This window comes from Vibrio porteresiae DSM 19223, from assembly GCF_024347055.1.
In the GTDB taxonomy this organism is placed as follows: Bacteria; Pseudomonadota; Gammaproteobacteria; order Enterobacterales; family Vibrionaceae; genus Vibrio; species Vibrio porteresiae.
This window is the reverse complement of record NZ_AP024896.1, coordinates 1750740-1771572: the sequence shown is the minus strand read 5'-3', so window position 1 is coordinate 1771572 and position 20833 is coordinate 1750740. Positions and strand designations below refer to the sequence as shown.

At 44.9% G+C, this 20833-nt stretch carries 22 protein-coding genes; 12 read left to right on the top strand and 10 right to left on the bottom strand.

The features are described from left to right. Positions 1-267: 267 nt before the first annotated feature. Both OCV11_RS24565 and OCV11_RS24560 read right to left on the bottom strand, forming a co-directional pair. Complete coding sequence (locus OCV11_RS24565) at positions 268-1242, bottom strand: porin (RefSeq protein ID WP_261897073.1); 975 nt, start codon at positions 1240-1242, stop codon at positions 268-270. Between the two features lie 246 nt (positions 1243-1488). Further along, the gene (locus OCV11_RS24560) at positions 1489-1914 is read right to left on the bottom strand and encodes an organic hydroperoxide resistance protein (RefSeq protein ID WP_261897072.1); all 426 of its coding nucleotides are present in this window, start codon (positions 1912-1914) and stop codon (positions 1489-1491) included. Positions 1915-2026: 112 nt separating this feature from the next. On the opposite strand from OCV11_RS24560, the gene OCV11_RS24555 reads away from it, so the two are divergent. Together OCV11_RS24555 and OCV11_RS24550 are read left to right on the top strand one after the other, a co-directional pair. After that, positions 2027-2494 carry a MarR family winged helix-turn-helix transcriptional regulator gene (locus OCV11_RS24555; RefSeq protein WP_261897071.1) on the top strand — a complete coding sequence of 156 codons (468 nt, stop codon included), beginning with the start codon at positions 2027-2029 and terminating at the stop codon, positions 2492-2494. A gap of 145 nt (positions 2495-2639) precedes the next feature. Next, the gene (locus OCV11_RS24550; protein ID WP_261897070.1) at positions 2640-3254 is read left to right on the top strand and encodes a fumarylacetoacetate hydrolase family protein; all 615 of its coding nucleotides are present in this window, start codon (positions 2640-2642) and stop codon (positions 3252-3254) included. A gap of 201 nt (positions 3255-3455) precedes the next feature. Here the strand turns inward: OCV11_RS24550 and OCV11_RS24545 are convergent, their stop codons facing one another. Together OCV11_RS24545 and OCV11_RS24540 are read right to left on the bottom strand one after the other, a co-directional pair. Further along, complete coding sequence (locus OCV11_RS24545) at positions 3456-3773, bottom strand: AzlD domain-containing protein (RefSeq protein ID WP_261897069.1); 318 nt, start codon at positions 3771-3773, stop codon at positions 3456-3458. Between the two features lies 1 nt (position 3774). Continuing rightward, entirely contained in the window at positions 3775-4491 is a 717-nt protein-coding gene (locus tag OCV11_RS24540) for an AzlC family ABC transporter permease (RefSeq protein ID WP_261897068.1), read from the bottom strand. A gap of 252 nt (positions 4492-4743) precedes the next feature. Between OCV11_RS24540 and OCV11_RS24535 the strand changes: the two genes are divergently transcribed. Then, on the top strand, positions 4744-5373 hold the full coding sequence (locus OCV11_RS24535) for a LysE family translocator (RefSeq protein WP_261897994.1): 630 nt from the start codon (positions 4744-4746) through the stop codon (positions 5371-5373). 52 nt (positions 5374-5425) lie between these two features. Here the strand turns inward: OCV11_RS24535 and OCV11_RS24530 are convergent, their stop codons facing one another. Then, positions 5426-6004: a TetR/AcrR family transcriptional regulator gene (locus OCV11_RS24530; RefSeq protein ID WP_261897067.1), complete on the bottom strand. Its 579-nt coding sequence runs from the start codon at positions 6002-6004 to the stop codon at positions 5426-5428. Between the two features lie 168 nt (positions 6005-6172). On the opposite strand from OCV11_RS24530, the gene OCV11_RS24525 reads away from it, so the two are divergent. Beyond that, positions 6173-7216 carry an alkene reductase gene (locus OCV11_RS24525; protein ID WP_261897066.1) on the top strand — a complete coding sequence of 348 codons (1044 nt, stop codon included), beginning with the start codon at positions 6173-6175 and terminating at the stop codon, positions 7214-7216. Positions 7217-7436: 220 nt separating this feature from the next. Here OCV11_RS24525 and OCV11_RS24520 read toward each other — a convergent pair whose 3' ends face one another. Next, positions 7437-9143, bottom strand: a complete 1707-nt coding sequence (locus OCV11_RS24520; RefSeq protein ID WP_261897065.1) for a phospho-sugar mutase — start codon at positions 9141-9143, stop codon at positions 7437-7439. A gap of 531 nt (positions 9144-9674) precedes the next feature. Here OCV11_RS24520 and aroG point away from each other — a divergent pair. Continuing rightward, a complete protein-coding gene (gene aroG / locus OCV11_RS24515) occupies positions 9675-10727 on the top strand; it encodes a 3-deoxy-7-phosphoheptulonate synthase AroG (RefSeq protein WP_261897064.1) in 1053 nt (350 codons plus the stop codon). 111 nt (positions 10728-10838) lie between these two features. Here aroG and OCV11_RS24510 read toward each other — a convergent pair whose 3' ends face one another. Next, a complete protein-coding gene (locus tag OCV11_RS24510) occupies positions 10839-12176 on the bottom strand; it encodes an MATE family efflux transporter (RefSeq protein ID WP_261897063.1) in 1338 nt (445 codons plus the stop codon). Between the two features lie 325 nt (positions 12177-12501). On the opposite strand from OCV11_RS24510, the gene OCV11_RS24505 reads away from it, so the two are divergent. After that, a complete protein-coding gene (locus tag OCV11_RS24505; RefSeq protein ID WP_261897062.1) occupies positions 12502-13581 on the top strand; it encodes a threonine aldolase family protein in 1080 nt (359 codons plus the stop codon). A gap of 31 nt (positions 13582-13612) precedes the next feature. Beyond that, positions 13613-13828, top strand: coding sequence for a DUF3820 family protein (locus tag OCV11_RS24500; RefSeq protein ID WP_068716280.1), 216 nt, complete (start codon positions 13613-13615; stop codon positions 13826-13828). 263 nt (positions 13829-14091) lie between these two features. Here the strand turns inward: OCV11_RS24500 and OCV11_RS24495 are convergent, their stop codons facing one another. Both OCV11_RS24495 and OCV11_RS24490 read right to left on the bottom strand, forming a co-directional pair. Beyond that, complete coding sequence (locus OCV11_RS24495; RefSeq protein WP_261897061.1) at positions 14092-14913, bottom strand: hypothetical protein; 822 nt, start codon at positions 14911-14913, stop codon at positions 14092-14094. Between the two features lie 134 nt (positions 14914-15047). Then, positions 15048-15959, bottom strand: coding sequence for a LysR substrate-binding domain-containing protein (locus tag OCV11_RS24490; RefSeq protein ID WP_261897060.1), 912 nt, complete (start codon positions 15957-15959; stop codon positions 15048-15050). 98 nt (positions 15960-16057) lie between these two features. Here OCV11_RS24490 and OCV11_RS24485 point away from each other — a divergent pair, with 98 nt between their 5' ends. The 5 genes from OCV11_RS24485 (at position 16058) to OCV11_RS24465 (ending at position 19790) form a co-directional block, all read left to right on the top strand. Beyond that, positions 16058-16852 (top strand): TSUP family transporter, encoded by a 795-nt coding sequence (locus tag OCV11_RS24485; protein ID WP_261897059.1) that lies wholly within the window; start codon positions 16058-16060, stop codon positions 16850-16852. Continuing rightward, positions 16849-17205, top strand: a complete 357-nt coding sequence (locus OCV11_RS24480; protein WP_261897058.1) for a MerR family transcriptional regulator — start codon at positions 16849-16851, stop codon at positions 17203-17205. Before OCV11_RS24485 ends, OCV11_RS24480 begins: the two co-directional genes overlap by 4 nt. Positions 17206-17261: 56 nt before the next feature. Beyond that, positions 17262-17633 (top strand): carboxymuconolactone decarboxylase family protein, encoded by a 372-nt coding sequence (locus tag OCV11_RS24475; RefSeq protein ID WP_261897057.1) that lies wholly within the window; start codon positions 17262-17264, stop codon positions 17631-17633. Between the two features lie 195 nt (positions 17634-17828). After that, positions 17829-19214, top strand: coding sequence for a cellulase family glycosylhydrolase (locus OCV11_RS24470; protein ID WP_261897056.1), 1386 nt, complete (start codon positions 17829-17831; stop codon positions 19212-19214). 225 nt (positions 19215-19439) lie between these two features. Next, positions 19440-19790 carry a hypothetical protein gene (locus OCV11_RS24465; protein WP_261897055.1) on the top strand — a complete coding sequence of 117 codons (351 nt, stop codon included), beginning with the start codon at positions 19440-19442 and terminating at the stop codon, positions 19788-19790. 199 nt (positions 19791-19989) lie between these two features. Here OCV11_RS24465 and OCV11_RS24460 read toward each other — a convergent pair whose 3' ends face one another. Then, a complete protein-coding gene (locus OCV11_RS24460; protein ID WP_261897054.1) occupies positions 19990-20793 on the bottom strand; it encodes a MetQ/NlpA family ABC transporter substrate-binding protein in 804 nt (267 codons plus the stop codon). Positions 20794-20833 lie beyond the last annotated feature (40 nt).

Genomic DNA, 20833 nt, shown 5'->3' with positions numbered 1-20833 from the left:
TCAAGAACATGAAGTGACCAGTGATTTCTGCCTTATCACTGAAAAGAAGCACAAACGCTGCCTGCATTTGTAATTCTATTAAAGCAGTAACTGTGCCAACTTTTATTTTTGTTTAAAAACATGATGTTATGGTGATTTGATACCATAGTAACAAGGTGGACCCTGCCTTGTGTTGGGGCGTAGATGGCGTAACTTGGTGCAATAGAAATAAAAAATGGCCTGATAGCAGTCAGGCCATAAGAAAAGGACATATTGGACGGGTAGGGATTAGAACTCGTATTTCAGACCAACACGGTATGTATCATCAGCGTTATCAACTTGGTTCAATTTAAGAGCAAGGTAAGTTGATAGGTTAGAGTTAAAGCTGTAGTAACCGCCTAGCTCAACGAAGTCTTCGTTATCTACATCAGAAGCACCGTCTGGTTTGTCGGTATCTTTACCGTAGATAGCTTGAACTTTAGTTTGGTCGTTGATTTTGTAAGATGCTGCGATTTCAATAACATCGAAGTCTTGGTCGTTAGTGGCTGTATCACCAGTAGAGTAAGTAGCACCAAGATATAGAGCATCGATTGAGTATCCCAAACCTAGCAAGAATTGATTTGCTTTTTGGTTATCCGTTGTGCCTTCTGCGTCTTCTTGTTCACCCGTGTATGATGCACCAAGTTTTAGACCCATTGGCAGTTTGTACACTGCAGAAATACCGTAACCGTCAGCGTTATCGCGGTCGCTAGACAGTACTTGGTAAGTTGCTTGCAGGTTAAGTTCGTCAGTGATTTGACCACGGTAAGCAATCACGTTTTGTTTGTGGTCACCTGAAGCAGTCAGTTTCTTCTGGATGCCAGTGAATTCACCGATATCAGAGAATTTTGATACTTGAACAGCAGCAGTATCTTGCGCACCGAAGGATAGCGCGTGACCGTTAAAGTCGATACCAGCGAACATGTAGCGTTGAGTAAATGTTGAACCGTCAGAACCGTCTTTTTGTTCATTTTCGTAGCGAGCAAAACCATTAACGCCTTCAGAGATTTCGCTTTTGCCTTCGATATTTAGACGAGCACGAGTGTTATCTACCATTGTGCCTTCAATTTCAGTGCCGTCTGTTTTTGCGTTGAAGTCGCCACGGAATTCAACACGACCACCAATTTTTAGTTGAGTACCATCTGCATCGTACACAGTTGCTGCTAGAGTTGAGCCGGACACTAGTGCGGCGAAGATAGCGCTTGCGAGAACTGCCTTTTTCATTTTATTACCTTATTTATTAGTAGATGAGCATCAATGCTCTAACGTTTTGGTAGGCTCAAAATTAGTGGGATTAAATGACGATTTCATGACTCGTTCTTGACGTTTCCATGTTGTTTTTATGGATCTTGTGTAATAAATGCGCATGCGAACAATTGCTAAACAGCAACATGGTTAAAAAAGAAAACCCCATCAGTAAGCTAACTTACTGATGGGGTTTCAGTGAAAAATGGACGATATTAGGCAGTACTAGGCAATAGTGTGGCCATTGACCGAAAGCTGAACATCAATGTTGCCACGGGTCGCGTTTGAGTAAGGGCAAACTTGGTGCGCTGTTTTCACGAGTTCAATTGCCTGATCATCTGCGAGTTCGAGTTGCGCTGCGAGTGTTACAGCAAGTTGGAATCCGCCTTGTTGGTTCATACCAATGCCAACTTCTGCAGTGACTGGCGCAGATTTTAAAGCGATTTTGGATTCACGAGCCACATGCAAAACAGCGTTAGAGAAACACGCTGCATAACCTGCTGCAAAGAGCTGTTCTGGGTTAGTCGCATTGCCATTACCACCCATCTCTTTAGGATAGGCTAGGTTAACAGAGAGCAAACCATCTTCAGTTGAAACTTGACCATTACGACCTGCAAGAGCGGTAGCTTTTGTTGTGTACAGAGTTTTCATATTCGATTCCTTATTTAAGTTGTGTACAATCTAATTGCGAACAATCTTATATCGATCTTTACCACGAAAGCAAGTATATTGTGCACAATTTAATTGCGAGTTATCTAACACCATGACCCAGTGCCAAGTTTCAGACCATCAACCAGACAATCACTCCGATGAGTTATTGTTACTGGAAAACCAACTCTGCTTTCCGCTTTATAGTGCAGCCAATGCCGTTGTCCGCGCTTATCGACCTCTGTTGGAAGAGCTCGATCTTACCTACGTTCAATATCTGGTAATGATGGTGCTATGGCAAAGTAATGGCATTAGCGTAAAAACGTTGGGAGAAAAGCTTTATCTTGATTCAGGAACATTAACGCCATTGCTTAAGCGTCTAGAAAGTAAAGGGTTGGTTGAGCGTCGTCGCAGTGAATCAGACGAACGTGTCCGTGAACTGTATCTGACAGCAAAAGGTATCGATCTGCGTGCCAAAGCGTTGGCCGTCCCGAATGAGATGTTGTGCAAATTTAAACTTGAAGTCGAAGAGTTAGTCACCTTGAAGCAACTGTGTGAAAAAGTGCTTGCTACACTAGGCTAGTGACCTACCTCGAACTTAGGTACTTAGAACATAGGTACTTTGAAATACATAAGGAATTTTTCGAAATCAGTGGGTAGGGTACTTGTTGAATTGACGCAATAAGTTACACTTGGCACTCAAACTTTGTTCAAGGAAGAGCCTAATTATGAATGCCATTCGATTTGAAGAGCAGTTGATTACCCCATCAAAAATTCTCTGTGTTGGTCGCAATTATGTTGAGCATATTCAAGAGCTTAATAATGCAGTCCCTGAGCAAATGGTGGTGTTTCATAAGCCCAACAGCTCGATTAGCAGCACCTTACATGCCGTCCATGAAGAGACACTGCACTACGAAACCGAAATCAGCTTCTTGATCAAAGATGGCACATACTATGGCGTTGGCTTAGGCCTTGATTTAACTAAGCGCGAGCTACAATCCTATTTGAAGGCGAAAGGATTGCCTTGGGAAAGAGCGAAAGCGTTCACAGGCTCTGCTGTGTTTAGTAAGTTTGTCCCATTAGGTGAGCTGGAACTAACCTCTTTGCAGCTGGAACTCTATATCAATAGCGTGCGCATCCAGTGTGGCGGTGTGCCACAGATGATTTACAAACCGGATGTCATCCTTGCCGACCTTGCCTCCTACACCACCCTCGAAGATGGTGATATTGTCATGACCGGCACTCCCAAAGGAGTGGGTGAGGTTCATAAAGGCGATGTCTTCTTAGGACGCTTAAAAGCGGGTGATGAAACACTTATCGAAATTGAATGGGTTGCTGAGTAGGTCGGCGTTGAGCTGGATACAAGCATCTGATTGTTCGATTACCTACTAGGATTATGCCTTGAATCCAAATAAAAAAGTCCCATTTGAGGGACTTTTTTATGGGTACGATCAAGCATTGTGAACCAACCCAGAACCACCACTTCATCCTCATCACCAATAGATATTTTTATTTGGCTATATCGACAAATCTTCTTCTCTTCTTTATGCAAACACCCACAAGTTGAGCACCAAAAACACCACCATACTGATAACTGTGGTGAGTAACACGTTACGTGTTTTCCAGGCGATGAGCGCGGCTAAGATGGCGGCCCAGAGGTAGGGGTTTTGCGTATGCAGTTGCAACTTATGATCGTTGGTAAAGACGATCGGTGCCCAAATAGCGGTAAGCACAGCTGGGCTGGAATAAGTGAGTAGGCGCTGTAGTTTTGCACTCATTTTGAGCGGCAATTTAGGTTCTAGGAACAAGTAACGGCTAATAAAGACCAGAGCAGCCATGGCAAAAATGGAAAGCAGAACCATGTTATTTTTCTCCTACCCAAGTTTCGCAAAGGTAGCCCGCAACCATCGCTACTAGGCTTGCGATCATCAAGCTGCCTTGAACTTGATAGGTTTCTAGCACCACAGCAAGCACCATTGAGACGAGGACACACACCAACACTGGAAAGGTTTTGGTGTTGGGAATCACGATGGCGATGAAGGTCGCTGCCACCGCAAAATCCAAGCCGAGTTGATTCAGATTCGGAATATAGTGCCCAGCCAAGATACCGACCAGTGAGGCGATATTCCACACGATATAGAAACTCAGTCCCGCTCCGAGGGCGTACCAGCGATTGAACTGCTCATCTTTTTGCTGCCCGCAAATAGCGAACAGTTCATCAGTAAGCAAAAATCCCAGTGGCCAGCGCCATCTTTTGGGTAATGGACTGATTTTGCTGCGCATCGATACACCATACAGGAAGTGACGTGAGGTAATGAAAAAGGTGGTCAGTAACATGGTGAAAAGACCGACACCACTTTTGAGCATGCCGATAGCAACCAGTTGCGCAGCCCCCGCATAAAGGATGACAGAAAGCATTTGGCTATCAAAAGGGCTTAAGCCTGAATCAACCGCGTAAGATCCTGCCAACAACCCCCACGGAAGTACGGCGATGCTCAGTGGTGAAATTGCAATAGTGCCATTTAGAAACTGTTTAAAGGGTGATGCGTCATTGCTCTTCACTTCAGGTTGGGAAGTCATAAGCGTCCTTGTTTATGTGCGTTCTGTTGAGCATAAATGGGGGTGAACGGAAGAAATTTCAATAAGATATTTGAGTCAATGATGAGAACTGGCATCTGCTAAATAAATAGAAAATGCAACTTGTGTCTTATTCTGTCATTTAAATTAAATTCACTATAAATTCTCATAATAGTTAATTAATACAGAATTTAATTTTGATTTATTGCGTGGGTTTGCGATAGGATGCGCCGTTTTTTCTCAATACCACAGACTATGATCGACTACGCTATTTTGCCAATGTATTTGGTAGCGGTACTAGCACTGTTATTAGTGCCTGGTCCGGACATGTTATTAATTTTGAGCGCTAGTCTGAGCTTTGGTCGTCGAGTAGGGATATTTGCCAGTTTAGGGAATGCAACGTCGGGTCTTATCTTGACTTGTTTGGCAGCGGTCGGAGTATCAGCATTAGTGGCCGTCAGTCCTCTAGCACTAGAGCTTTTGCATGCTATTGGTGGACTGTATTTATTAAAAATGGGCTGGGATTGCTATCATGCCGAAGTGAGTGCTGCGCCATCCGTGACATCTTCACAAGGGCTGGCAAGCCAGTTTTATCGGCGGGCTATGTTGAGTAACCTACTCAACCCTAAGGCGCTGTTATTCTTTGTGATGTTCTTGCCGCAGTTTGTTTCTGCTCATATCAGCAGCTCTTCCGCGCAACAGATGTTTGCGTTGGGGATCATTTTGAATGTGTTGGGTTTGAGCTTTAACTTGATATTGGTGGCTCTGGTAGGCTCGCTGGGTAAAGGGCTGTTGCACAACGCAACCTTTAGGCGTTATCAATACAAAGTGATGGGGGCGGTCTTTTTTACCTTGGCGATCTGGTTACTGTCAGGATTGCTCTAATTAGACGTCTGCTCATGCCATGATCTTAAGAGCGATACCATGTATATCGCTCTTAATTGGCTAACGTTTGATATAGCTGAGCAGCGAGTCGTTGCAGTACGCCGGGCGCTGGTTTGGTATGAGCGTATGAGCGCAGTCCGTAAATTCCCATGATAAAAAACTCACCCAGTTGCAGACAGTTTTTGTCTGCAGCGATTTCTTGTCGCTGCTGAGCCAGTTCAAGCTGGGTTTGAATGCCTTTTTTCCAGATCTGAATGATCGCTACGACGGCTTGTTCCACTTCATCATCTTGTTGTGAAAATTCGCTCAAGGATTTTTGCAGCAGGCAATCTTTGATCTGTTCGCACTCGCATTCACTAATGATGTGTTCCAAATAGCGACGAAATCCCGCGAGAATGGTCGCTTCTTTCGCAAAAATGCTCGCAAATTCATCTTCTCTATCTTTGGCATATTGCTCTAATGCTGCCAGTAATAAGCCACGCTTATTTTCAAAAGCGCAGTAGATCGAGCCAGGGTGCAAGCCGGTAACACGTTTTAAGTCTTGCATACTGGTTTTGTTATAGCCCTTGGCAATGAATTCATTCATCGCTGATTGCAACACTTGTTCTCGATTAAATTCAGCTACTCGCACTTTATACGCTGCTCCTCATTTCTGGTGGCGCTCATATTACCTTGATTCACAGGGAGTGACAAAGTGAGATGTGAATCTATTTTGAATGGTCATTCAAAAAATATCTTGAACGTTCATTCAATAATAGGGTAGCATGTTTTGCATCAACTGAGTTGGATAGGCAACATCATGACTAAAGTATTGTTTGAATCCGTGCCGCTTAATGGCACGTTAACCCTGAAAAACCGCATTGTAATGGCACCATTGACTCGCTGTATGGCAGACGATGACTTGGTTCCTACGCAGGCGATGGCTGATTATTACGAACGTCGTGCCGATGCGGGTTTGATTATTTCTGAAGCCACCATCATCCGCCCTGATGGTCAAGGTTATCCAAACACTCCTGGGTTATTTACCCAACCACAAATCGACGGTTGGAAGAAAGTGACTTCAGCAGTGCACAGCAAAGGCGGCAAAATTTTTGCTCAGTTGTGGCATACCGGACGCGTTGCTCATCCTGCCTTTTTTGATGGTGAATATGTGTTAGCACCATCGGCGATTGCATTTGATGGTACGGTTCCTCGTCGTCGTGATTTGGTGTACACCACACCTAAAGCGGCTACGAGTGCAGAGATTGCTCAATTGGTTCAAGACTATGCACAAGCTGCGCAAAACGCGATTGATGCAGGTTTTGATGGTGTGGAAATCCATGGTGCGAACGGCTATCTACTTGATCAGTTCCTGCACTTTGATACCAACCATCGTCAAGATGAATTTGGTGAAACGCCAGCCAACATGGCGCGTTTCCCTTTGCAAGTGGTTGATGCTGTGATTGCCAAAATTGGCGGTGATCGCACTGGCCTGCGTCTCTCTCCTGGTGGTTATGCTCATATGACAGCCGATCCTCGCGACCGTGCCGTATTTGATTATTTGCTAGCCGAACTAGAACAGCGTCCGCTGGCATACCTGCATGAAGGGATGTTTGATGACTCGATGGAATTTGATTTCCTCGGCGGACGAGTGTCTGAGTACATGCGCAGCCAATACTCCAAAACGTTAATCGCTGTTGGTGGTTATTCAGCAGAAACTGGTGCGAAAGCCATTGCTGCTGGCAAGTTTGATCTGATTGCCATTGGTCGTCCATTTATTGCAAACCCAGATTACGTGGCTCGCGTTAAACAAGGCGAACCACTCAAAGAATACGACGCAGCAATGTTAGATGAGCTGATCTAAGGTCGCTGTGCGTAGCGGACTATCGTCCGAATTATTCGCTTAACCGCTGAGATAACCTATCAAAGAGATTATTGCTGGTCAGTCTCGATAACCTCCACGGCTGAAAAGGGATTGCAGCGGTTAAGAGAGTAATGCTTCTCTACGTAATAAAAAGCCTCCGCAAGGAGGCTTTTCTTCGTTCTATAGAGTAAAACTATTTAACTAACAATAGGATACTCTATTAGGCTAAGCTGTGTTGATGCTCGGCAATAAGCATTGCCATTTGCTCTTCCGCTTGCTGTTGAGCTTGCTCAAAACTGAGTTCTGCACCAAATTCACCGACCACTTCGTAGTAACACTTGAGTTTCGGTTCAGTACCTGAAGGGCGAACAATCACACGTGCCCCACCTTCCAAGTGGTAGATCAAAACATCACTGGCTGGTAGAGCGATCAGCTCTTTGTCACCATTAGCGAACTGACGTTCACACAGTTTGTAGTCTTCAGTAACTTGAACGAGACGACCGGCAATCTCCTTGGGAGGCTGGCGACGCAGAGTATCACCCACAGGTGGCGATTTTGGATCTAAAGCGATGCTGCGCTGCGCGGTAACATACAAGCCGTGCTGACGATAGAGATCTTCTAACGCATCCCAAACCGTTTTGCCTTGCTGTTTTAGCTGCGCTGCCAATTGGGCAAAAGCAACCAGTGCGGTTAAACCATCTTTATCCCAAACTGTTGTACCAATGGTGTAACCCAGTGCTTCTTCATAAGCGAATAAAAACTCATGATCAGCTGTTTGCTGTTCCATGGCGACGTTAGTTAGCCATTTAAAACCGGTTAAGGTTTGGTAGTAACGAGCGCCTTTCGCTTGAGCAATTTTGCCAAGTAAGCTGGAAGAGACGATGGTATTGCCGACCAATTTGGTCTTAGCATCGCAGTTATTTAGCAAGTATTCGCCAAATAGAGACCCCACTTGGTCACCAGTGAGCATTTGGTATAAACCATCAGCTTTACGTGCAGCGACCGCAAAACGGTCGGCGTCTGGGTCATTAGCACAGGCGATATCGGCTTGAGTGCTTTTACCTAATGCCATCACCAAATCCATCGCTCCAGCTTCTTCTGGGTTCGGGAAGTTCACGGTTGGGAAGGTGCCGTCAGGCTCTCTTTGCTCCGCAACGCTGTGAACCTGAGTGAACCCTGCATCGGCTAATAGGGTTTCTGCCATGTCAGCGCCCACGCCATGCATGGCGGTGTAGGCAATCACTAGGTCTTCTGGTTTGGAGTGATTGTTCAGTAATGGTTGCTGATGAGTTGCTTGGCGATACGCTTGGTAATATTCCTCTTTAAGCCACACCAATAGCCCTTGCTGCTCAGCCTGTTCCAAACTGATTTGCGTGACAGGTTGAGTTGCGGCGATATCAATCGCAGCGGCAATGCCAGCATCATGAGGAGGAATGATCTGTGCACCATTTTCCCAATAGACTTTAAAGCCATTGTATTCTGGTGGGTTATGGCTTGCCGTAACCACAATAGCTGCTGCCGCGTGGAAGTGTTTTACACCAAATGCGACGACTGGCGTCGGCGCGACTTTGTGGGTCAGATAGACTTTAATGCCATGAGCTGCCAACACCGCTGCTGCATCTTGAGCAAATTGTTGTGAATCAGGACGACCGTCATAGCCAATGACGACACCGCGTTCTTTGGCGTTGCTTACTTGTTTAATCAAATAATCCGCTAACCCAGCAGAGGTTTCTTGAATAACTAGGCGGTTCATACGGTTAGGACCGCATCCCACTTTACCACGTAGACCAGCGGTACCAAATTGAAGGCGCGTATTGAAACGATCTTCTAGTTCAGCAGTCATCTGTTCTTCAACGAGATACTGCAATTCTTCACGAGTTTTGGGATCAGGGTCTTTCTGTAGCCACTGAGTGACATAACGCATCATAAGTGTCACCTTGCTTTGTTAAAGGATTGTATCAGTCTAAGTGATATCGTTTACCAATAATGCGCGCGCAATCGATAAACGTTTTGTAAGCACACATCTTAAGTGAGCTAAAACTGAGTTGCACCCACAAATTTGCGTTTTGTCGTGAGAGAAAGTCGCATAAATTTGTGATCTGAAATGGGATGTTATCTCATTTTCGAGTGTGGAGTTGGCGATACTCATAGCCAAAAGAGAGTGGCGGTTTTGGGTTTACGTTAGGATTGGTTACTCTTGGTTTTGGTTTTTTAAAGATTATTAATCAATTAGTTATGTTTAATATTGTTATCATTCTTATCCACTCTTATTGTATGTAAAATAAAGTGTACAACTAAAATAAATCGTAAAGAAAGGTGTAATGTTGCGTTTTGTAAAAAATAATGCTTGCGATATTTTGGTTAAGCCGATAACTTACAGGGAAAGCAGACAAACTGCACGAAGTGATTCATAGCTAATAAACGAGAATTCGTAGCGCACAACAGGATGAAGTAAGCGATGTACCAGAACGATGATGTAAAAATTAAGCAAATTAAAGAATTATTACCTCCAGTAGCGGTATTGGAGAAATACCCAGCTACCGATGTTGCTGCTTCTACTACTTTTCAAGCGCGCGAAGCTATCCACAATATTCTTGAAGGAAAAGATGACCGCCTGTTAGTGATCATCGGTCCTTGTTCTATTCACGATACCAAAGCGGCCATCGAGTATGGTAAACGTTTGAAAGTGCTGCGTGATGAACTGGGTGACAAACTCGAAATCGTGATGCGCGTTTACTTCGAAAAACCTCGTACCACCGTCGGTTGGAAAGGTCTGATTAACGACCCGTACATGAATGACACTTATGAAATCAATGATGGTTTACGTATTGGTCGTAAATTGCTACTTGATTTGACTGATATGGGTATTCCTACTGCGAGCGAATTTTTGGATATGATTACTCCGCAGTACGTTGCAGATCTCATCAGTTGGGGCGCTATTGGTGCTCGCACTACCGAGTCACAAGTGCACCGTGAATTGGCTTCTGGCCTATCTTGCCCTGTTGGTTTCAAAAACGGTACGGACGGCAACATTAAAATTGCTGCGGATGCGATTCGCTCAGCTGGCGCTTCACACCATTTCCTATCTGTTACCAAATATGGTCATTCAGCGATTGTGCAAACCAATGGTAACCCATACTGCCACATCATTTTGCGCGGCGGTAAAGAGCCAAACTACAGTGCCGAACATGTATCCCATGTGAAGCAAAAATTGGAAGAGATCAATCTGCCACAAAAAGTGATGATCGATTTCAGCCACGCTAACAGTTCTAAACAGTACCAACGCCAAATGGTGGTGGCACAAGATATCGCCGACCAACTAAAAGCGGGTGAAGATGCTATCTTCGGTGTGATGATTGAATCTCACCTTGTTGAAGGCCGCCAAGATTTGGAAGAAGGCAAAGAGCTGACTTACGGTCAATCGATTACTGATGCATGTATTGGTTGGGATGACACTGATAAAGTGCTACGTCAATTAGCCGATGCTGTTGAAGCGCGCCGCAATCGCTAATCTTGTGTAAGTAAATTGAACTCCAAGTAAAAGGGCTTAGCCATTTCGTGGCTAAGCCCTTTTGTTATTCCTTGCGATTACTTGTTATTACTGGAATGTTCACGAGTAAGACTATTCTGTTGCGTTTTCTTCACGCTGGATAATGCCGTGTAATGTCCGACGATAAATGGCGTAAGCGCAAATACCGGCGAGCACGTTACCGCCTAAAGCGCCAACAAACAGGCCATGCAACCCACCGATTTCTGCGCCTAACCATAAGCAAGGAAGGAAGAAGGCAAATAAACGCAATGCAGAAATAAGCAAGGCGACATAGGATTTACCTAAAGCGTTATTGACGGAAACCATCAACATACAAATACCCAGTAAGCCCAAGCTAAATGGCACAATGGTGAGATGTGTGTAGAGGATTTTACGTACTTCTGTTTCGCTTGCCATCAGATGGGTTAGTGGTGTTGCCAATAAGAAAGAGAGTAGGGCAATCACTAACTGAAAGACGAAAATGAATTTCACCGCGATGGTCACTAAGGCACGAATGTCATCGAGTTTACGACCACCAAGCAGGCGTCCCACCATAGGGGGCATCGACATCGTGAGGGCTAATACGGCCACAATTGAGAAAAACTCATAACGGGAGCCAAGTGCCCATGCTGCGACGGCTTCAGTACCAAAAGAGGCGAGCAGTTTAGTCGCCAACATCGATGACACAGGTGGCAACAACTGGCTCAGCATCGCTGGCCCCATAATATGGGCGATGTCCGCGATGCTGTGAGCGATATTGAGGTCACGCCAGTCAAAACTCATCCAATGGCGCGCCGAGACTTTCGGGGCGACATAAAGCACTCCCAAACCAAAAGCGATAGCGGTAGCAATCGCGGCACCATTAATCCCCATATCAAAGGTAAAAATAAACAGGGGATCAAGGATAAGGTTGAGTACACTGGTTACCATCATCATCGAACCGGGTAACATGGTATTGCCGTTAGCACGACAGACGCTGTACAAAAAGTACAACAATGCGCCAACCCAAGAGCTCGCCAGCCACCATATCCAGTAAGTGTCGATGATCGGCAATACTGATGCGGGAGCATCAAGTAAGTTCAAAATCACGTGACGTAACAGATAGATAAGCACGCCAAACAGCGCGACCCCGACACTGCCCATGACAATGACTAAACCACCCAGTTGCTTGGCGTATTCGGTTTTACCCGCGCCGATCGCTTTCGCAATCACAGCTGTGGTGGCGATACCCAATCCAACTTGCAGACCAATAATGATCATTTGAATTGGCATGGTAAATCCTTGAGCCGCCAAGGGAAGAATACCGAGTTGTCCGATAAACGCACTGTCTACGAGCTGGAAGCTCATTAAAGAGAGCACGCCGAACATCATTGGCCAAGTCATGTTAAACAGTTGTCGGCCAAGAGAGAGTGGTGAGGAAGATGTTTGCATTCAGGTTCTATTGCCAGTGTAAAGTGTTTCTATTGTTGTCAGTGTGATTGGCTTTTTGCTTTGTTATCTATGCTTGAGAGCCGCACCAATGTTAACTTGAGAACAATATCTTATTGAATTAGTCAGGTTTTGAGCGCGTATAGTAGCAATCAATGATGCAAAGGGCTATCGATGTCATCGCTTTCAAGACTTAGTTTGCAAGATTGTGAGTAGTAATCTACTAAAAAACAAGCGACTATAATTCCATTTAGATGATAAAAAACTAAGAGTCTCGAGCTCAACGCTGACTCAAATAACGAAAAATAGGCCGCAAAGGATAATGAAAATGGCGACAGATTTACGTAAGCATTGCCACACTTTTCTCTCTGGTAACCGTGAGTTAACCCCCGCAGAGCTATTTACGCAAATGGCGAAGTGGAGTGAGTTGCATCATGCCGATCATGACAGTTATGGCGAAGGTGAGACCATTGCCCAGTTTGAGAAAAAGATTGCGGATTTACTCGGATTCGAAGCGGCAGTCTTTGTTATTTCTGGCACGATGACGCAGCCCACGGTATTGCAAATTGCCTGTGATGAGCGACGTTGCCGCAATGTCGCTTTGCACGATACCTGTCATATCACTCGCCATGAAGGTCAAGGTTATCAGTTACAAAATCGATTTAACGTATTGCCCGTTGGAGATCGCCATCGTCCGTGGAAAGTGCAAGATTTGAAAGCGTGGCCAGATGAAATTGCAGCAGCGGTTTATGAGTTACCGATGCGCGAACTGGGTGGTCAGCTCCCTGGCTGGACGGGATTGCAAGAGATTAAACAGCATTGTCATGATCACAATATCCATCTGCATATGGATGGCGCTCGCCTGTGGGAAGCGGCTGCATTTTATCAGCGTAGTTATGCTGAAATTGCGCGTGGTTTTGATTCGGTTTATGTCTCACTTTATAAAGGTGTAAATGGCCTGGGTGGTTCTGTGCTGGTGGGCAGTCAAGCGCTGATTAATAAGGCCAAAATGTGGTTTCGTCGCCAAGGGGGTAATGTGTTCCATCGCACTCCTTATGTCATTTCCGCCGCGATGCAGTTTGATCAAAGGCTGGCGCAGATGCCGGCATTGTTTGAACGTACTCAACATATCTATCAGATCTTCAATGATTATGAGGACTTTGAGTTAAACCCTAAACAGCCACAAGCGAATATGCTGCATTGGTATCTGCCAGTAAGTGTTGAAAAAGCGAATTTGCTGCGCGATAAAATGGCAACGGATTTAGGTATCTGGTTAGGACATCCACAAAGTGCGCCGCAGCCGGATCGCAGTTTTATTGAGTGGTATGTTGGTGACCGACTCTTGACCATGACCGATCACGACTTGATTGAAATACTCGAATGGGTCAATGATCATGTGCATGCTTAACGACCACGTTGGTGTGCTGCTGAGATAAATTATGTTAGATAAAGAACACATACTGAAATTAGCGCGCATGCAGATGCCATTTGGTAAATATGCAGGGCGCTACTTAATTGATTTACCTGAGGCGTATTTGCTTTGGTTCGATAAAAAAGGGTTTCCTGAGGGGGAGCTTGGCGAGTTGTTGCAGCTCTGTTTGGCGCTAAAAATTGAAGGGTTAGACAGTGTCGTTAAGCCGCTTAAACGGATGTGAATGCAACGCATTTTTAAGCGGAGGCTTATTGAGCATAAACTTATATAAGAGTCTTAAATATGCAACAGGTTTTGCTATTGATCTAATTGACTCTTTAACTCGTTAATAAGAATATCTTTCCCGTATCTTCAGTGAAACGAATATTGATACATCGCTCGGTGACCTCTTTGTCACCGAGCTTTTTTTATCTTGTGTTCCATGTCTCTTTGCTATGCGGCCAGTAGCCTCGCTTACACATCACTACTGCTATCAAACTACTGTTATCAAACTAAGCCTTGTTTCGGGCACACTAGGTGGCGTGATTTGAAGTGGAACATTTCCACTGCAGGATGGCTAAAAAAGCCCATCTCCCAAGGATTTTTTGCGATGAACAACTCTTTGATTGGTTGAAAAAGAGGATGTGCGTGAGGCACTTGGTAGACATCACCGGCTAACAAGCTGTAGTTCCACTCAATCGCATTATCGAAGGTAAACGTCGCGCGACTGTCAATCGCGAAGTGACATTGTCTGTCTCTGGCAAGCAACTTCTGTTTGAAGGTGCCTTTAAAGGTAATGAAAAACACGTCATCTTCGACACTTGAGAGAAACGCCATCACGGTGGTGTGTGGTTGATTCGGCGCTCTCGTGACCAACACGCCCAATTTATTCTCTTTCTCTTCCAGATCGATATCTGCCAAAGAGGTCAGCGGGGTTACCGGTAAAGGACGCTCAGGTCGGTCATCTTCAGGATATTGATAGTTAGGATGACGATACTCTTTGACCACCGAGATGCCATAAAACACTTGGTATTCTAATGCTTCAACCCAGACACTGTTATCGGCACAGTGAATCACCTTGCCTTTAAATGAGGTACGATACACTTTCAGTTCTGCATCGTATTCGGAAATACCAGTACGATTGTCCAAATGGATGGTGACTAAATGATCGGGTGTGAGCTGATGGCCGTGGTGAAAAGTAAGCTTAAGCCTGTGGTCATCCAACACATCCACTAACGCGATATGCAGCGCGATATCATCTTGTTGATAGCTACTGACCACACCAATGGTTTGGTGGTCGATATAGTCAGAGAGGGCGTTATCGTACATAAAAACCTCGAATAGGGTGTATTACCCGTGAGTATTGCATAAACCTAAGTGGGTAACACGCTCAAAAATTTGACTTTGTTGAACAAAAAATCTTGGCAAATAAGCCAGTTACCTAAAGAGCATACGCTAAACTTTTATTTTGCCGTGATCAGTTGGTTAAGGCGAGTTTTGAGATAGTCGAGAAACAAATTCACTTTCTGCGGACGTAATTTTTCTTCATTAGCTAAGAGCGCAACAATGTCGGCGCTTGCAAATTGATACTCAGGAAGCAGTTCAACCAACGACTCTTGACGTAGCTCTTCGGTCACATCCCAGCGCGAACGTTGAATAATGCCTAGTCCCTGAACCGCCCATTCACGAATGATGTGTCCCACATTACTGGCTAAGCAGGGTCGAATACGAATATTGCTCTCTTCACCTGTGGCATGGTGGGTAAAACGCCATAAAGTGGCATCTTCCTGATTTTCTCTAAGCGCAATACAGCGATGGTTGGTCAGATCTTCCGGATGATTGAGGGGCGGCGCTGAGGCCAAATAGTGAGGTGCCGCCAACAATAGACGCCGGTTTTTCACTAACACCACTCGCCTTAATGACGAATCTTTTAAATGGCCGATGTAGAGCAAAATGTCGGGGCTATTGATCGCATCCCATCGCGGTGACTCGGATAAATTCAGCTCGATTTCCAGTTCAGGATAAAGCTGTTGGAATTCGCCGATAATCAAGCCAACGTGCTTCATACCTAAACCAAACGGTCCATCAATTCTTAACTTACCGGAAAGGGATTCTTTATGATGAGCAAGGTCGTCATAAAGAGCATCAAACCCTGCTAATAGAGTTTTTCCTCGCGTGGCGAGCAGTTCTCCTTCAGCGGTTAAGGCGATGGAGCGAGCGCTGCGCTCGACTAACGTTACCCCAAGTTTTTGCTCAATATGTTGTAGGCGCTGTGAAACGCTCGGCGGGGTCACATTCATTTTTCGCGCCGCTGCCGCTAGGGATGAGCTAGAAGCTATGGTAATAAAAAATGCCACTTCCTGTGAGTTAAGCATTAACCATTTCCTTAATGTATAAGTTAATTATGCTTAATTTAACTACATGTTAGCCCATGTTACAAATGGCTCACTTTACTGACCTTGGGATGAATCACGTGAGCGAGCTGTTTACCTTATCTTTTGATATCTATGCCTTTCTTTTTATTGTGGCGGTCATCGCAGCCATTATTGACGCCATTGCTGGTGGCGGTGGTCTATTGACTGTGCCTTGTCTGTTATTTTGTGGATTGCCACCGATGTTGGCACTTGGAACCAACCGATTTCAGGCGGTGATTGGGGAATCCACTACGTCGCTCTCTTTTCTACTTCATCAACAAATCAATCCGCAAAAATTGGGCTTAGGGATAGCCTTTACTAGCCTTGGCGCAATCATAGGTACCTTTGCCGTGGATGCTTTGGACAAGGCGTTACTCGAAGCATTGATTCCAGCACTGATGATTTTAATCACCATCTACTCCATCTTTTCTGGGCAACTTAAGAAGAATCAAGCCAGTGAACCCAAAATGTCGCTCAGCCTCTTTATGTGTTTGGGGGGATTGCTCTTGGGTTTTTATAATGGCTTCTTTGGTCCAGGCACAGGTTCTCTTTGGATGGTTGCCTTTATTGCTTTGCTTGGTTATACCGCCAAAGGCGCTTCGATGATGACTAAGCCGCTTAACTTAACTGGCAATGTTATCTCGTTGGTTCTTTTCATCTATTTGGGACATGTAGACTATGTTCTTGGTATCGTAATGGGCATCGGACAGATCATTGGCTCTCTTGCCGGAAGTCGCTTGGTGATGTCCCATGGACATCGCTTGGTTCGCCCCGTATTTATCACGGTCACGTTAGCGATGACATTGAAATTGATCTACGAACAATTCCCAATACAGGATTTGGCTTTCTTATGAATATGCAGCAGTTTTCTTCCGTCACTGGCCTTAGTGCTCATACGCTTCGCTATTATGAAAAAATCGGCTTGCTCCGTAATGTTCAACGTAGCAAGAGCGGGCATCGTGTTTACACGGAACGAGATTTAGCATGGGTTGAATTTGTCCTTAAGCTTAAAGAAACAGGAATGCCATTAGAGGGGATTTTGCGTTATGCCACCCTTCGTGCCGAAGGAAGCCAAACCGTTCATGCTCGCCAATCGCTGTTAGAAGAGCATCGTGAAGCCTTGTTGTTACACATAGAACGGCAAAAGATATTACTGGCCGCTTTGGATCAGAAGATCGATTTATATCGAGAAAATAAAGTGGCTTGACTTAGAGTGAACTCTAACTAGTAACCTAGTGGTTCTTTAATCGAAAGGAACCAACAATGAAAGACTTACGTTTTGAAAAGGGCTTAGAACTTCTTAATACCATCGATGGTGAAGCAGGGCATCAAGTCATAAACAGCTTACAAGATATCTGCCCAGATCTAGCAGAAATGACAATCGCTTTCCCATTTGGTGATATTTATTCTCGAGAAGGTCTCGATTTGAGATCTAGAGAGATTGCGACGGTAGCCGCTCTTACCGCGATGGGAAGTTGTCTTCCTCAATTGAAAGTACATCTAAATGCCGCCCTGAATGTAGGCGTCACAGAAAACGAGCTAAAAGAAATTATCATCCAGATGGCGGGGTATGCTGGCTTTCCTGCGGCACTTAACGGCATGTTCATGCTTAAAGAGGTTCTCGCATCTCGATAATTTCCTTGATACTACTGTCAGATTTGCAACAAGGTGCATGTCATTTCTCGTTAAACTGGATTTTTGATCCCATCGATGAAATTGCCTTAGTTCATTTATGCTTTTCCCATTCCAATCATTAGCAGTGTGAATCATAGCGAGTGACTTTATATTTTACTATGTGCATATCCAATGTGTGGATATAGGGAAACAGAAATGAAAAAAGTAACAGGAATGACCCCCTCTGCGCTTGCGCTCGCTATGGCACTTATCAGTGGAAGTGCGCTGGCAGATGTCCCCGCTTTAACGGTCAGTGGTAATCAAATTCTTAGCGGCGGAGAAGTGACAAGCTTCGCGGGTAATAGCTTCTTTTGGAGCAACACTGGCTGGGGTCAGGAAAAAATGTACAACGCCAGTGTGGTCAAATGGCTCAAAGACGACTGGAAATCATCCATTGTTCGAGTCGCGGTCGGTGGCGACGAAAGTGGTTCTTACCTTGAAGACCCATCGGGCAACCTTGCGCGCGCAGAAAAAGTCATCGACGCAGCCATTGCCAATGATATGTACGTGATTATCGATTTTCACACCCATCACGGTGAAGACAAAGAGGCGTCTGCAATTGCTTTCTTCCAAAAGATGGCAACCCTTTATGGCGATCAAAACAACGTCATTTATGAGATTTACAACGAACCTCTGTCAGTGAGTTGGTCAAATGTGATCAAGCCTTACGCTGAAGATGTGATCGCTGCCATTCGTGCCATTGATGCTGACAACTTGATTGTCGTCGGTACACCAAATTGGTCTCAGGATGTCGACGTGGCGTCTCAAGATCCACTTGAAGGGACGAATATTGCCTATTCTCTCCATTTTTATGCGGGTACTCATGGTCAATCGTTGCGTGATAAAGCCACCACGGCACTCAACAACGGTATCCCGATTATGGTGACAGAATGGGGAGCGGTGAATTCCGATGGTAACGGCAGTGTTGCTGAGTCAAGTGTGGATGCTTGGATGGATTTTTTGAAGACCAACAACATTACTAACCTCAACTGGGCGGTGAGTGATAAGAGTGAAGGGGCTTCTATTATCAATTCCGGTGCCAGTGCAGAAGGAAATTGGTCGGCGAGCGATCTGACGGCTTCAGGCACCTATGTGAAAAACATCATCTCAAACTGGGGAACCGAAGTAGCGAGCAGTGATAGTGACAGCAGTTCTGATAGTTCCTCTGATTCTTCAGACTCCAGCAGTGACACAGGAAGTGACTCGGGTACGTCGACTGGAGATGATTCAAACAGCAGCGATAGCGGTACATCAACGGCTTCTTGTCAGCATGTGATTACTTCAAGCTGGTCTGGCGGTTTCCAAGGCGCAATTCGCATCACTAACACCAGTGATAGCACCATCAATGGTTGGAATGTGAATTGGTCATATACCGATGGCACCACAATTACCCAAAGCTGGGGAGCAACATTAAGCGGATCTTACAGTGCAACCAATTTGGATTGGAATGGCAGCATCGCACCAAACGCAACGGTGGAAATCGGATTTATTGGTAACGGTAATGGCAACGCTTCTGCAGTGACTGGTGATGTGTGCCAATAAGGGAATGGGGTTGCGCTTAATAAAGCCTTAACCCATATTGAAACCGAGCAAAAATGGCGGCGTTCTAATGGATGCGGCCATTTTTCATTCAACATGTGTTCCACATGGATTCTGTTCTAGATGGGTATTCTTACTCTTATCGTTTCTTGAAGCGCATTGTTTCAGTTTTAAGTTGGGTACGCTGCTTGGTTCCGATATACTTGCCTTTTTCAAAGGAAAGCCAAAATGGAAATGATCATCGTTTCATCTGAGCAACAGAAGCGTCTAGTCATGATCTTTAGTCGTACCACTGCCAAAATGCCGGATAAAGCTCTGCTTAATGATCTGGGGTCATACCAAGTTAACTCAACGGCCTATCCAGCGTTTAAAGCTGCCTCTGATCTGCGAGTTGAGCGGATTAAACTGCCATTTGGTGACGATAGAACGGGCTCTCTTGATGGCGGTAACTTCCTCTATCGTTATTTATCTAGAGGGTATATCTGCCTCGGTGATCATGTCGGACAACCTAAGCCTGATTTAGCTCAATGGGGTGTTCGCTCAGTACGTAAGTTGCCTAAAGTGGGTTTCGGCCTTTAGAGATGATGGCTTATTGAGCCGCAAATCGCGTGCGATAACGAAGTCATCGGTTTCATTTGAACCACTTTAGTTAACGAACTAAAGTACAAATAGTATTTGGCTTTATCGATGACGTTTTATCATCACGTGCTAAAGAAAATAAAAAAAACGCCCCTCGGGGCGTTTTTCACATTATAGAACAATCGAAGTAACTTAAGACTTAGAATGCAGGTTCTATGGTGCCTTTGAAGGCTTGTTCCAAATATTGCTTAGTCGCTTCAGATTGGAAAATTTGCATAAATTTTTTGTAGTTAGCGTTGTCTTTATCTTCGGCGCGAGCTGCAACCACCATCACAGCAAGTGGCGCGTCTTTAGGTTCCATGTAGATACCGGTTTGTTTCGGATCAAGCCCTGCAGACATCACGTAGTTCATGGTAATGGCGGCGGCATCAACATCGTCTAATGTGCGAGGTAACTGAGCAGCATCGATTTCAAGTAATTCAAAATGTTTTGGATTATCAATCACGTCGTTAACTGTAGCGTTATAACCAACCCCTGTTTTTAGACGGATCAGTTTGGCACTTTGCAGTAACAGTAGGCCACGACCACCATTGGTAGGATCGTTAGGAATCGCGATACGCGCATTGTCTGGTAGTTCTTCTAACGATTTGTATTTTTTAGAATAAACACCCATACGCATTAAGATTGATTGACCTACAGAAACCAAGTTACTGTTATGGTTAGCATTGTAGTTTTGAAGGAACGGTAGGTGTTGGTAGCTGTTTAAATCAATGCTGCCATCAGCAAGGGCGGCATCGGGTGTCACGTAGTCGTTAAATTCGACAACTTTCACTTTAAGCCCTTGTTTGGCTGCTTCTTTTGCTACTGCTTCAACCACTTGAGCGTGTGGTCCTACCGTTGCACCGACTTTAATTTCTTGAGTATCTTCTTGTCCACACGCGGTTAGACCTGTGATTAAGGCCGCTGCTAAACAAAATTGGCTGATGACTTTTATTCCTTTCATGACTTCCTTCCTGAGTATTGAGACGTATGGACATCTAAAC